Below are 12,003 nucleotides of genomic sequence, written 5' to 3' on the forward strand. Positions count from 1 at the left end.
GCTTGGTGTGCCGCCACCGATAAAGATACTGCTGATTTCACGGCCGTTCACCAGTGGCAGGTCTTGTTGTAAGTCAGCCAGTAAATGCGCGATATATTCCTGCTCGGGAATGCCTTGTTTCACTGCGTGTGAGTTAAAGTCGCAGTATGGGCATTTCTGAATGCACCATGGAATATGGATATACAGCGCCAGAGGCGGTAACTGCAAAGCCAAAATGCCTATCCTTTTTGTGCTGAAAGCAGGTTTAGCAACTGAGCAAGTGCCTTACCGCGATGGCTTAGCTGCTGCTTACGTTCCCGCGGTAACTCTGCACTGGTGCAACCTTCGGTCGGCACAAAAAATACCGGATCGTAGCCAAAACCATGCTCGCCGCTGCGGTTGAAACTGATTTCGCCATGCCAGATACCGTGGCATACCAGCGGGGTAGGATCTTCGGCATGGCGCATATACACCAGCACACAATGAAACTGTGCACTGCGCTGACCTGGTGGTACATTTTCTAACGCCAGTAGTAACTTATCAATATTACTGCTGTCGCTGGCCGCTTCACCGGCGTAACGGGCTGAGTAAATGCCGGGTGCACCGCCTAAGGCATCAACCGCCAGGCCCGAGTCATCAGCAATAGCTGGTAAGCCGGTCACCAGTGCGGCATGACGGGCTTTAATAATCGCATTTTCGATAAAGCTCAGGCCGGTTTCGTCGGCATCGCTGACGCCAAGTTCGCTTTGCGGCACGATATTGAGTTGCAAAGGTGCCAGCAACTGCGATAGCTCTGCCAGTTTGCCTTTATTGCTGGTGGCCAGCACAATGTTGTCTGTCATGGGATGAGTCAGTCTACGTAAAAAGTTTGGTCAAAATTCAGCTGCTCAGTCTGATTAGCGCTGACAATGCTGATAGCAAAACTAAAGCGCTGTTCATGCCGAAACGGCAACTGCGCCAGATAGTAAATCGCTTTGCCTTCGCTCACTTCGCTAAATTGCAACGCTTGCTGGCGGCCTTGCAGATCTTTTGCGATACCCGATATCGCAACTTTTTGCGCTTGCTGCGTGTTTTTATCCAGCACGGAAATATTGATTACCGCATTGTATTTACTGCGCTGTAACTTGTATTGCGTGGCGATTTCAGGTGTTAAAAGTGGTGCCGGAAACGCAATGTAGTGCACATCCCAGTTACCCAGCTGTTTTTTTTGTTCAGCTAATACACTAAAGCAAAGCGCTAAGCCCAGCGCTATTGCCAATATAATATGTCGCATAATTTACCTTGCTTAAGTCAGGGCTGAAGCGCTAAGTATAGCGCTTGTGCTTTAAATACCCGGGAACCAGCCGCTGAACAGAATATTTAAAAACTGCAAACCAATCAGCACCACCAGTACAGATAAATCCAGCCCGCCAAGCTGAGGCAGAATACGGCGCACCGGCGCCAGTACCGGCTCAGTCAGCTGATACATTACATATTCTACCGGGCTGCGGCCCTGACTGAACCAGCTGAGCAGGGCGCGGATCACCAGGATCCAGAACAGCAGAGTTAGAATTTCTTTTACTAAAAATATCGCGGCAAATATCAGGCTTGGCACCAGCATGATCTGACCTGCCGAGATCACCTGCAACAGCAGCAACTTGGTCAGCATTATCGCGTACGCCAGCAGTAGGGTGGCGGTATCAAGCCGGCCCAGGCTTGGAATAATACGGCGCAGTGGCAATACCAATGGGTTGGTTGCCTTTACGACAAACTGGCTGAACGGATTATAAAAATCGGCCCGCACCAGTTGTAACCAAAGGCGCAGTATTACCACCATCAGATACAGACTAAAGGCGGTATCAATCAGAAACATCAAAGCTTGCATCGGGTACTCCGCATGTTAACTATTAAAACTTTAGCTATTACAAGCTCTGCGCCATTTCCTGCGCCCGCTTAATGGCTGCATACATGGCATCAGAAACCATTTTTTCAAGGCCTTGCTCAGCAAAAGTGGTAACTGCTTCATGCGTCGTGCCACCTTTAGAGGTTACCTGTGCACGCAACTCAGCAAAGCTGTGCTCACTGTTAAGCGCCATCGTCGCTGCGCCAAGAGCTGTTTGCGCCACCATCTGTTTTGCCTGCGCAGCATCAAAGCCCAGTTGCTCTGCAACTTGCTGCATTGCCTGCATAAAGAAAAAGAAATACGCCGGTGAGCTGCCGGTAACGGCAATCACATGGTCAATTTGCGCTTCGCTGTCTAGCCAGACAGTCATGCCGGTACCGCTGAATATATGGTCGACAAAAGCTTTTTCATAGTTAGAACACGCTGTTGGGAATAAGCCTGTTACGCCAAGACGAACCAGCGAAGGGGTGTTTGGCATGGCTCTGACCAGACGGATATCGCCAAGCCACTGCTGATAACGCGCTGCGGTTATACCGGCTGCCAGCGTCACAAACAGTTTCTCGGCAATTTCCGGGGCGGCTTCAATCAGCGCAGCGCAAACTTCCTGCATCATCTGCGGTTTTACCGCCAGTACTATCACATCGGCTTTTTTCACGGCTTCGATGTTATCCAGCGTTGTCTGAATGCCAAAATCGGCTGCCAGTGCGGTTAGTTTGGGCTGGCTGCGATTGGCGGCGATAATATTCTCTGCCGGATATCCGGCATTGACCATTGCAGCAATAACGCAGCGGGCCATGTTACCGGCACCGATAAAAGCAACCATATTGTCATTCATCTGTTTATTCATTCCTGTTTATAATCCCGGGCACCAAAAATTGCGGTGCCTAATCGTATCATAGTTGCGCCGTAAGTCAGAGCCAGTGGCCAGTCATCCGACATGCCCATTGATAATTCAGTCGCCTGCGGGTAGTGCTGTTGCAGTTGTAAAGATAACTGCTGCATCGCGGCAAAGGCTCTTTCACTATCCCCCGGGGCGGGGATCGCCATCAGGCCTTTTAGCTCAAGTTGTGGCAACTGCGCCACTGCTGCTGCCAGCTCAGGCAGTTGCTGCGGCAAAATACCGGCTTTGGTTGGCTCATTGCTGATGTTAATTTGCAGCAACACCTTGAGTTTAGCCAAATGTGCCGGGCGCTGTTCGGCCAGACGCTGTGCAATTTTAAGCCGGTCAATGCTGTGCACCCAACTGGCATGCTCTGCCACCAGTTTGGTTTTGTTCGATTGTAAAGGGCCAATAAAATGCCAGCAGATATCCTGATAGTTTGTCAGCTGCTGTGCTTTTTCGGCCAGCTCCTGCGGATAGTTTTCGCCAAACAGACGCTGGCCGGCACGGTATGCTTCCAGCACTGCCGTAACAGGCTTGGTTTTACTGACAACAATTAATGCTACGGCTTTGCTGTCCGTAGCCAAAACGTTGCATTTTTCGTTCAGGTTGTAATAGGCGAGGCTGAGTTGTTCTGCTATGTTATTCATATTAATTGGCAAAGTGGAGTAAAAATTGTCATGGATATTACCGAATTATTAGCCTTCAGTGTGCAGCATAAAGCGTCAGATTTACACCTTTCAGCTGGCGTGCCGCCACTGATCCGGGTTGATGGTGATGTTCGCAAACTGAACATTCCGCCGTTGTCACATAAAGAAGTACATGCACTAGTGTACGAGATTATGACTGACAAGCAGCGTAAAGAATACGAAGAACATCTCGAATCAGACTTTTCATTTGAAGTGCCCAACTTGGCACGTTTCCGGGTTAACGCCTTTGTGCAAAACCGTGGTGCCGCAGCGGTATTCCGTACTATCCCAAGTGAAGTATTAACGCTGGATGATTTAGGTGCGCCGGATATTTTTAAAACCATTGCTGAAAACCCGCGTGGTCTGGTACTGGTTACCGGCCCGACCGGCTCCGGTAAATCAACGACACTGGCCGCGATGATCGATTACATCAATACTATGCGGCATGATCACATTCTGACGATAGAAGACCCGATCGAATTTGTGCATAACAACAAATCCAGCCTGATTAACCAGCGTGAAGTGCACCGTGATACCCATAGTTTCAGCAACGCTTTGCGTTCAGCGCTACGGGAAGACCCGGACGTTATTCTGGTCGGTGAATTGCGTGATCTGGAAACTATCCGCCTGGCTATGACTGCTGCAGAAACCGGTCACCTGGTGTTTGGTACTTTGCACACCACATCAGCGCCTAAAACCATCGACCGTATTATTGACGTCTTCCCCGGTGAAGAAAAAGACATGGTGCGGTCTATGTTGTCTGAATCATTACGCGCCGTTATTTCACAAACGCTGCTGAAAAAAGTTGGCGGTGGTCGTATTGCTGCGCACGAAATTATGGTTGGCTTGCCGGCTATCCGTAACCTTATCCGGGAAGACAAAATTGCCCAGATGTACTCGGTGATCCAAACCGGTGCCGCGCATGGCATGCAGACGATGGATCAATGTTTGGTAAATCTGGTGAACCGCGGTTTGGTATCACAACGTGACGCTGCTGCCAAAGCGCAGGATAAAAACACTTTCGGTGCCATGGGCAGGATATAAATTGCTATGCAGCTAGATGATTTTCTTGAAAAAATGGTTAGCGAAAAAGCGTCTGACCTGTTTATCACTGCCGGGATGCCGGTAGCCGCCAAGATAAACGGTGAGCTGTTGCCGATAGATGAAACGCCGCTGACGGATGCGGCTTCACTGAAGCTGGTGTTATCGGCGATGAATGACAAGCAGCAGCAGGAATTTATGACCAGCAAAGAATGTAACTTTGCGATTGCCAATGAAGTAGGGCGCTTCCGGGTGTCGGCCTTCTGGCAGCGAGACTGCGCTGGCATGGTTATTCGCCGTATTGTCACCAAAATCCCTAATGTGGATGACCTTGGCCTGCCGCCTATCATGAAAGAAGTTATCATGTCCAAGCGCGGGCTGGTGCTGTTTGTTGGTGGTACCGGCACCGGTAAATCGACGTCACTGGCGGCGCTGCTTGGCTATCGCAACAAAAATGCCAAAGGCCATATCCTAACCATTGAAGACCCGATCGAGTTTGTGCATGAGCATCATAAAAGCCTTATTACCCAGCGTGAAGTTGGCATTGACACTGAATCCTTTGAGGCTGCACTGAAAAGCTCACTGCGTCAGGCGCCTGATGTGATCCTGATTGGTGAAATTCGCAGCCAGGATACGATGGAATACGCCTTGTCTTTTGCTGAAACCGGTCATTTATGTATTGCCACCTTGCACGCTAACAACGCCAACCAGGCGATAGACCGCATTATGCATTTGGTGCCCAAAGAGATGCACCAGAAGCTGTTGTTTGATTTGTCACTGAACTTACGTGGCATAGTGGCGCAGCAGCTGGTACCTACTGCCGATGGCCAGGGCCGGGTTGCCGCGATTGAAGTGTTGCTTAATTCGCCTTTAATCGCCGATTTAATTGCCCGTGGTGAAATGGGCGAGATTAAAGCGGTGATGACCAAATCGCGTGAGCTTGGCATGCAAACCTTTGATCAGGCACTGTACGATTTATATCAGGCGGGCCGTATCAGTTATGCCGATGCTATCCATCATGCAGACTCACCAAACGATCTGCGTCTGATGATTAAACTGCGCAGTGGCGACACTAAGGGCGCAGGCTTCTTGTCTGGTGTGACGATAGAAGGTTTTGAGAAGAGCGACGATTAACGACAAACGTGAGTGAGGCAGGTATGAGCATTGCGCAAATTATGACGCACCGTAATCGCTTGATTACCACTATGGCCGATGCCAGCCTGGCTTCACTACGCGACGTGTTCGCCAAAGCGCGTTTTCAGCATGTACCGGTAACAGACGCCAGCAATCGTCTGGTCGGTATAGTCTCAGTAAAAGACTATTTTCGCGAGCTCAGTCCGGTAATGGATGCCGCCAGCGATCCTGCCATCAGCTTATTTATCCGCAGTCGCAAAGTGCATCAGGTTATGATCACTCCGGTCATCACCGTATCTGAGCACAGTACAATAAAGCAGGCTGCAGCATTATTATTAAAACATAATATCAGTTGCCTGCCGGTAACAGATGAGCACAAGCATCTGCTCGGTTTAGTGTCGTGGAAAGATATTATGCGTGCCGCGTTAAATCACACTGCCGCATCGCCTTAGCCTGCCTGTTGATAACGTTTATGTAATATTGCTACCCGCTCAACATAGGCCTGGGTTTCGGCAAAAGGCGGTATGCCGTTGTAGCGCCTTACATTGCTGGCGCCTGCATTGTATGCAGCCAGTGCCAGCGACACTTCGCCATTGTATTGTTTGATTAAGTCTGCCAGATAGCGGCTGCCTGCAGCGATATTCTGTGCTGGTGCACTGGCGTCAAGCACACCAAGTTGCTGCGCTGTCTGAGGCATCAGCTGCATTAATCCCACTGCGCCTTTGCGTGAGACAATGGCGGGGCGAAACGACGACTCGGCGTGAATAACGGCACGGATCAGCGCCGGGTCAAGTTGATAATCACTGGCAGCCCTTGCGATTAGCTGGTTATAGGGCCTGATATACAAGGGCACAGTGTGCCAGTTTACTGTAGATGTCGGATCGCAGGCAAAGCAGTCGTACCGTACAATCTGATAAGGCCGGTTCAGTGGCTGGCGGTCAGAAAACATGGCTGTACCATCGGCTTTGAGCGACTTATATACGGCAATTTGCGCTGGCGGCGTTTTAGCTTTTATATCAGCAGTGCTGCGGCCAGGGTCGCCCGGTGACAGTTTTAACTGCTTCTTACTGTCCACAGCTGAGCTTTGTTCCTGCGCATAAGGCTCAGTTGTTGCCAGCACAGCGGCGATACCCAGCACAATACAAAATAAGCGCCACACGTTGTTACGTCCATTACACGAGAGGATCGCAAGTAAAGCACTTAGCTGGCGAAATCTCAAGCCGGGTTGCTACTGCAGCCGCTTTACTCAGTTATTTCTGTGTAATTGCCGGTTCACCCACATCAGTACTGCCGCAACAATAACGACAACTACCGGTACACTGACACTTTGCCACAGCTGGGTGTCGAGTTGTGGCAGCCAGTAACCCAGCGCTTTAATGGCTTTTTCTGCCAACTGCACAGCATAATAACTGATAGCAACCAACGATAAGCCTTCTACCATTTGCTGCATATTCAGCTGCAATTTAGCCCGCCTGTCCATCGACGCCAGCAGTTGCTGGTTTTGTTGTTCCAGTTTCAGGTTGATGCGGGTGCGTAACAGCTCTGTTGAACGGCCTAAACGGCCAGAGAGGGCGTTCTGGCGAAACACAACGGATTCGCTGGTACGAAAGGCTGGCGTTAAGCGTCGCTCGCTAAAATCCTGCAGTGATAACAGGCCCTCAATAGGGGTTTCATTCAGGCTTTTAATTCTGTCCAGCGTCAGTTGATAATAAGCCGCGGTGGCTTGCAAGCGGGAGCTGGTATCGGCGATTAAATGTTCGGTTTGCGCTGCCATCGTCGTAATTTCGTTTAGCAAACGTTCATCATCGCTTTGCTTGTGCTCTATACGTTGCGTAATGTCAGACAACTGCTGCTCCAGCAGTGTCAGTTTCGCCAGCGCCTGACGTGACAACGGCCAGCCGAGCAACGACAGCTTGCGATAATTACCCAAATCAAACAGTTGCTGCACCAGCCGGCCAAGTGCAGCGGGAGAGAGGCCATGATCTACCAGCAGCATACGGCCTGCACCTTCAGCATGCTTCTGAAAGTCGGTCCAAATCCGCGCTTTTTGGGCGGCCAAAAGGCTGCTGATACAATTATCCGGGTTAAACAGCGTATCAATATTACCATGCGTCCTAAGCTGCGCCGGTGTAATGACACTAAGCTGTACTACGCGGAATATCTGGCCCGGGATATCGTCCAGCCAGTCTTTTGTTGGCAGAAAATCCAGCGGGTCATCAAACAGCTGTTTTGCACTGCCGTGCTGAATAAACACATAGCTGGAAAATTCGCCATGTTTTTCAAAGCGCAGGCTGCCACCAAACAGTGGCAGGTTAATATCATTATCAGCATCACTGAAGTGACTGCCCTGCGATCTGGCCAGCTGTTGGATAAAGGTCAGCTCGCTGCTGCGCGAGGCCGGTGATACTGTCAGCATAAACTGGCACAGACGGCACGGCGCAGTCAGGGCTGGGAAGGTGCGCTGCTGCAACTCTTTATCCAGCATATCGCGCAGCGGATGGCTTCGGTTATGGAGTCCGGTCATATCAATGCTCCTGAGATATTGAACAAAACACGGGTGAGCATACAGGCCGTTTCAGCTTACAAAGCAGGTTGTATGCCAGTCGCGTTATCAGCTGGCTTTCATGCCAACATTGCACTTAACATATTGCTGGATAATGGTATTTTTCTGACAGGCTGATGTCAGCGTCACAGTATATGGCTGGCAGATGCGGAAAATGCCCTGTTATAACGCAAAAATGATGTATCAGGGTGCACGGCTGCTTACGTTTTATTGCCGTTGCGCCTACAATAGCGGCTCATTTGCGGTGATACTTTCCTGTCAGGTTTCAATGTTATGTCTGTAGCGGTTAATCGTGCCTTGCTGGTAGCGGTCGCCAGTGTGTTGCTGGCGATGGTGACTATCCAGTCCGGGGCTTCTGTGGCAAAGCAGTTATTTCCGCTTATTGGCCCCGAGGGCACTACGGCTCTGCGGCTGGGGTTTTCTGCATTAGTGCTGTGGCTGGTTTTCAGGCCATGGCGAGCATTGCCATCCGGCCGGCGTGACTGGCTGGCCATTGTGACGTACGGTATAAGCCTTGGCGGCATGAACATTCTGTTTTATCTGGCTATTGAGCGTATTCCGCTGGGTATTGGCGTGGCGCTGGAATTTACCGGCCCCCTGGCCGTGGCACTGTTTTCATCCCGGCGTAAGCGGGATTTGCTCTGGGTAGGCTGTGCTATCGCTGGTATTTTACTGCTACTGCCTGATATGCGCGGTGCTGACGCGTTAGACCCGGTTGGGGTGGTTATGGCGCTGGCCGCCGGTGCGTGCTGGGCTGGCTATATTTTATTTGGCAAAAGAACCAATGCCCAAAGTTCCGGTGGTATTACCGTTGCCCTGGGCATGACAGTGGCAGCACTGTTTCTGGTGCCGATAGGGGCGGTAAGTCAGGGGATGGCGCTACTTAGCTGGCAAGTGCTGCCGCTTGGTTTTCTGGTCGGTATTTTGTCCAGTGCTATTCCGTACTCGCTGGAAATGGTCGCGCTTCGTAATATGACCTCACAAAGCTTCAGTGTGTTTATGAGTATGGAGCCGGCTATAGCGGCACTGGCCGGTTTCTTAATTTTGTCGGAATTACTGACTGTATGGCAGTGGCTGGCGATAGGCCTGGTTATAGTGGCGTCGCTGGGAAGCTCATTAACCTCGTCTCAGGCTAAGCAACCTGAGACGAGCTGAGTAACGGCTTATTTGGGCATAACGACACTTTCCAGCACGTGAATGACGCCATTGCTGGTAACGATATCAGTCGCAATCACCTGCGCGCCATCAACATACACTTTGCCATCTTTTACCGTGATGGCCAGCTCCTGGCCTTGCACTGTCTTGGCTGAGCTCAATTTAACGACATCGGCAGCCATCACTTTGCCTGCTACTACATGGTAAGTCAGCACCTTTGTCAGCGCGTCCTTATCGGCAATCAGCGCATTCAAATCGGCTGCAGGTATCTTGGCAAAAGCGGCATCATTGGGCGCAAATACAGTGAAAGGCCCGTCGCTTTTCAGAATGTCTACCAGCCCGGCAGCTTTTACGGCTGTAACCAATGTAGAAAAATTACCCGCAGCAACAGCGGTATCAACAATATCGGCTTTTGCTTTGTGATTGTGTGCCTGAGCGGTAAACATTAACGAGACAGCAAGCGCAGTGGCGCTTATTAAGTGTGACAGTTTCATAGTGTTTCCTTTTTTTAGCCTGAAGTTAGACACAAGAGTCAGCAGTAATAACGCCAGCATCAGGCAGCAAGATCAGATTTTTCTTTTTCGCTTTTGGTGAAACCAGACTGTTTTTACGCCGTACGATGAAAAACTTGATCCAGTTCACTGCACCTTGCCGGCTTTTTCGCTATATCTAATACAAATAAACTGCGGCAATACAGGAGCCTTGTATGACTATTACCACTGTTGCTGAACTGATGACGGCTGACCCTTTGTGTGTGACCCGTGATGCCAGCTTAAAAGACGCGCATGATTTAATGCGTGAGAAAAATATCCGTCATATCCCGGTAATTGATGCCAGTGGCGAACTGGTTGGCATGCTAACGCAAAAAATTATGATTGCGAAAGTAATGGGTCTGATGGCGCAATACGGTGCTACTGCGCTGGAACGTAAAGAAAAACAGCAATTAGTAGCTGATATGATGGCGACTGATTTCGCTGCCGTTACACCAGAGCAATCATTAAAAGAGGTGGCGGGCTTTTTTGTAAAAAACCGCCATGGCTGTATGCCGGTGGTAGATGAAAACAATAAACTAAAAGGTATTTTAACCTCGTCCGATTTTGTTCGCCTAGCGGCAGAGTTATTGAAAAAACAATAAAAAAGGGCCTTTCGGCCCTTTTTTGCAGATGTTTACTTCACGCCCATCTCTGTTAACAGATTATCGGCGCCGTCCAGCTGCATTTGCCACAGCATAAAGCGGTGATCTACCTGAATAGAACGGGTATTGTCCGGGTTATAGTCCCAGTCAGAAATGATGGAGTCGAGCGTACCATCAAAGGCTAAACCTACCAGTTCTGCTTTGCTGTTCAGGACTGCAGAGCCTGAATTACCGCCGGTAATATCCAGTGTCGCCATAAAGTTAACCGGTACAGAGTTTAAGCTGTCAACTTTGTAAGGGCCGTACTGCTTGGCTGCAATCGCATCCAGCTGCTTTTTCGGGGCATTAAATTCACCCTCACCGGTGGCTTTGGCAGTAATACCGCGCAGCGTGGTAAATGGTGCCCAGGCATTGCCATCTTCGTTACCATGTGCCCGGCCTTTCACGTTACCGTAAGTAACCCGCAAAGTGCTGTTGGCATCAGGGTAAACGGCCTGTCCTTTAGATTGCATAAACGCAATTTTAGCCCGCATATAGCTGGCATAAGCCTGCTGAATTTTACCGGCCAGCTCTTCTTCGGCAGCTTCGCGCTTCAGGTTCCATTTATGCAATGTCACGGCTGTTTTAATAAACGCATCGTCGGTTTTGGCGGCAAACTGCTCAGGAGTCATGTCCAGCAGCGCCATACGGTTATCAAGCGCGGTTAATGCCGTATTGGCATACCAGTTATCTATCACCGTTTTAAGCTGCGCTTCGCTCATACCGTCTTTGATACCCATGACTTTATCAAACTCGGCATCACGTTGCTTCTTCGGCTGGGCGGCGTAACGGCTCAGGTTATAAAGGTCCAGTGCCTTTTCTACGCTAACGGCGAAATTACGTTCCATGCCGGTTAAAAACGCTTTATAGCGCGGCAGATCACGGCTTTGGAAACCAGCTTTACGCTCGGCATCTGGCTTGGTGCTTTCTTCCGCTAAGCGATACAGCGCCGCGGCGACAGTCAGTAAACGCGGCTTAGCGTTGTCAAGTAGGTAGTCACGGTGGTCCTGATCCTGTCGCTGCTTCAACAGTTTTTCGATGTTTTTCAGATCAGCGGCATAGGCTTTTTTATTGTCACGGCTGCTGTTAACCCAAGTGGTGAGTTCAGCGTGCTCAGCCGTTTTACGCTGTAAAAAATCGCTTTGTGCAAAACTGTCCAGCATGCCCTGACGGTTTTTCATGTAGTTATTTAAACCTGCGACACGGCTGGCATATTTAAGCTCAGCGTCTTTGTCTGTAGCGGTTTCGCGGGCAATAATGTCCAGCGTGTTTTTATAATGCGCCACGGTATTAGGATAAGCCCATTCAAAGGTATCACTGACTTCACTTGGCAGGCGGTGGCGGTTGGTGCGGCCCGGGTACCCCAGTGCCATCACAAAGTCACCTTCTTTTACACCGTTTTTGGCCAGCGTCAGATGGAAATCTGGTTTGTAAGGCACATTTTCGGTGCTGAAGTCAGCTGATTTTCCTTCAGGGCTAACATAAGCGCGGTAAAAGCTGTAGTCG

The 12,003-nt window shown here is 50.1% G+C and carries 15 protein-coding genes; 5 read left to right on the forward strand and 10 right to left on the reverse strand.

Going from position 1 to position 12,003, the window contains the following annotated elements:
• The 6 genes from VIN66_RS09780 to VIN66_RS09805 all read right to left on the reverse strand — a co-directional run.
• On the reverse strand, positions 1–213 hold a 213-nt coding region (locus VIN66_RS09780; RefSeq protein ID WP_331923812.1), incomplete at its 3' end, for a radical SAM protein.
• A gap of 5 nt (positions 214–218) precedes the next feature.
• Complete coding sequence (gene rdgB, locus VIN66_RS09785; RefSeq protein WP_331923813.1) at positions 219–821, reverse strand: RdgB/HAM1 family non-canonical purine NTP pyrophosphatase; 603 nt, start codon at positions 819–821, stop codon at positions 219–221.
• Between the two features lie 8 nt (positions 822–829).
• Positions 830–1,252, reverse strand: coding sequence for a DUF4426 domain-containing protein (locus VIN66_RS09790; RefSeq protein WP_331923814.1), 423 nt, complete (start codon positions 1,250–1,252; stop codon positions 830–832).
• A 51-nt stretch (positions 1,253–1,303) separates the two neighbouring features.
• Positions 1,304–1,843, reverse strand: a complete 540-nt coding sequence (locus tag VIN66_RS09795) for a YggT family protein (protein WP_331923815.1) — start codon at positions 1,841–1,843, stop codon at positions 1,304–1,306.
• 37 nt (positions 1,844–1,880) lie between these two features.
• Positions 1,881–2,696 carry a pyrroline-5-carboxylate reductase gene (proC, locus tag VIN66_RS09800; RefSeq protein WP_331923816.1) on the reverse strand — a complete coding sequence of 272 codons (816 nt, stop codon included), beginning with the start codon at positions 2,694–2,696 and terminating at the stop codon, positions 1,881–1,883.
• 8 nt (positions 2,697–2,704) lie between these two features.
• Positions 2,705–3,391 carry a YggS family pyridoxal phosphate-dependent enzyme gene (locus VIN66_RS09805; RefSeq protein ID WP_331923817.1) on the reverse strand — a complete coding sequence of 229 codons (687 nt, stop codon included), beginning with the start codon at positions 3,389–3,391 and terminating at the stop codon, positions 2,705–2,707.
• A 30-nt stretch (positions 3,392–3,421) separates the two neighbouring features.
• On the opposite strand from VIN66_RS09805, the gene VIN66_RS09810 reads away from it, so the two are divergent.
• Genes VIN66_RS09810 through VIN66_RS09820 form a run of 3 tightly spaced genes read left to right on the forward strand, consistent with a single transcriptional unit; the run spans position 3,422 to position 6,057 of the window.
• Positions 3,422–4,474 carry a type IV pilus twitching motility protein PilT gene (locus VIN66_RS09810; RefSeq protein WP_134056066.1) on the forward strand — a complete coding sequence of 351 codons (1,053 nt, stop codon included), beginning with the start codon at positions 3,422–3,424 and terminating at the stop codon, positions 4,472–4,474.
• Positions 4,475–4,480: 6 nt separating this feature from the next.
• On the forward strand, positions 4,481–5,605 hold the full coding sequence (locus VIN66_RS09815) for a PilT/PilU family type 4a pilus ATPase (RefSeq protein ID WP_134056062.1): 1,125 nt from the start codon (positions 4,481–4,483) through the stop codon (positions 5,603–5,605).
• Positions 5,606–5,628: 23 nt separating this feature from the next.
• Positions 5,629–6,057, forward strand: a complete 429-nt coding sequence (locus VIN66_RS09820) for a CBS domain-containing protein (protein WP_331923818.1) — start codon at positions 5,629–5,631, stop codon at positions 6,055–6,057.
• On the opposite strand, the gene VIN66_RS09825 is transcribed toward VIN66_RS09820, so the two are convergent.
• Both VIN66_RS09825 and VIN66_RS09830 read right to left on the reverse strand, forming a co-directional pair.
• Positions 6,054–6,764: a lytic transglycosylase domain-containing protein gene (locus tag VIN66_RS09825; protein WP_331923819.1), complete on the reverse strand. Its 711-nt coding sequence runs from the start codon at positions 6,762–6,764 to the stop codon at positions 6,054–6,056. The two genes, VIN66_RS09820 and VIN66_RS09825, sit on opposite strands and share 4 nt — an antisense overlap.
• Before the next feature lie 87 nt (positions 6,765–6,851).
• Positions 6,852–8,129 carry a DUF3422 domain-containing protein gene (locus VIN66_RS09830; RefSeq protein WP_331923820.1) on the reverse strand — a complete coding sequence of 426 codons (1,278 nt, stop codon included), beginning with the start codon at positions 8,127–8,129 and terminating at the stop codon, positions 6,852–6,854.
• Positions 8,130–8,441: 312 nt separating this feature from the next.
• Here VIN66_RS09830 and VIN66_RS09835 point away from each other — a divergent pair, with 312 nt between their 5' ends.
• Complete coding sequence (locus tag VIN66_RS09835) at positions 8,442–9,323, forward strand: DMT family transporter (RefSeq protein WP_331923821.1); 882 nt, start codon at positions 8,442–8,444, stop codon at positions 9,321–9,323.
• A gap of 8 nt (positions 9,324–9,331) precedes the next feature.
• Here the strand turns inward: VIN66_RS09835 and VIN66_RS09840 are convergent, their stop codons facing one another.
• On the reverse strand, positions 9,332–9,817 hold the full coding sequence (locus VIN66_RS09840; RefSeq protein WP_331923822.1) for a fasciclin domain-containing protein: 486 nt from the start codon (positions 9,815–9,817) through the stop codon (positions 9,332–9,334).
• A 212-nt stretch (positions 9,818–10,029) separates the two neighbouring features.
• On the opposite strand from VIN66_RS09840, the gene VIN66_RS09845 reads away from it, so the two are divergent.
• Positions 10,030–10,458 (forward strand): HPP family protein, encoded by a 429-nt coding sequence (locus VIN66_RS09845; protein WP_331923823.1) that lies wholly within the window; start codon positions 10,030–10,032, stop codon positions 10,456–10,458.
• 32 nt (positions 10,459–10,490) lie between these two features.
• On the opposite strand, the gene VIN66_RS09850 is transcribed toward VIN66_RS09845, so the two are convergent.
• Positions 10,491–12,003 (reverse strand): S46 family peptidase (locus tag VIN66_RS09850; protein WP_331923824.1); only part of this gene is annotated, 1,513 nt, incomplete at its 5' end.

The sequence above is a fragment of the Rheinheimera sp. genome (assembly GCF_036568245.1).
Classification (GTDB): Bacteria; Pseudomonadota; Gammaproteobacteria; order Enterobacterales; family Alteromonadaceae; genus Alishewanella.

Excerpts from the sequence above, each read along its gene's own strand:
- rdgB (WP_331923813.1), bottom strand. The coding sequence starts at position 821 with ATGACAGACAACATTGTGCTGGCCACCAGCAATAAAGGCAAACTGGCA.
- VIN66_RS09790 (WP_331923814.1), bottom strand. The coding sequence starts at position 1,252 with ATGCGACATATTATATTGGCAATAGCGCTGGGCTTAGCGCTTTGCTTT.
- VIN66_RS09795 (WP_331923815.1), bottom strand. The coding sequence starts at position 1,843 with ATGCAAGCTTTGATGTTTCTGATTGATACCGCCTTTAGTCTGTATCTG.
- proC (WP_331923816.1), bottom strand. The coding sequence starts at position 2,696 with ATGAATGACAATATGGTTGCTTTTATCGGTGCCGGTAACATGGCCCGC.
- VIN66_RS09805 (WP_331923817.1), bottom strand. The coding sequence starts at position 3,391 with ATGAATAACATAGCAGAACAACTCAGCCTCGCCTATTACAACCTGAAC.
- VIN66_RS09810 (WP_134056066.1), top strand. The coding sequence starts at position 3,422 with ATGGATATTACCGAATTATTAGCCTTCAGTGTGCAGCATAAAGCGTCA.
- VIN66_RS09815 (WP_134056062.1), top strand. The coding sequence starts at position 4,481 with ATGCAGCTAGATGATTTTCTTGAAAAAATGGTTAGCGAAAAAGCGTCT.
- VIN66_RS09820 (WP_331923818.1), top strand. The coding sequence starts at position 5,629 with ATGAGCATTGCGCAAATTATGACGCACCGTAATCGCTTGATTACCACT.
- VIN66_RS09830 (WP_331923820.1), bottom strand. The coding sequence starts at position 8,129 with ATGACCGGACTCCATAACCGAAGCCATCCGCTGCGCGATATGCTGGAT.
- VIN66_RS09835 (WP_331923821.1), top strand. The coding sequence starts at position 8,442 with ATGTCTGTAGCGGTTAATCGTGCCTTGCTGGTAGCGGTCGCCAGTGTG.
- VIN66_RS09840 (WP_331923822.1), bottom strand. The coding sequence starts at position 9,817 with ATGAAACTGTCACACTTAATAAGCGCCACTGCGCTTGCTGTCTCGTTA.
- VIN66_RS09845 (WP_331923823.1), top strand. The coding sequence starts at position 10,030 with ATGACTATTACCACTGTTGCTGAACTGATGACGGCTGACCCTTTGTGT.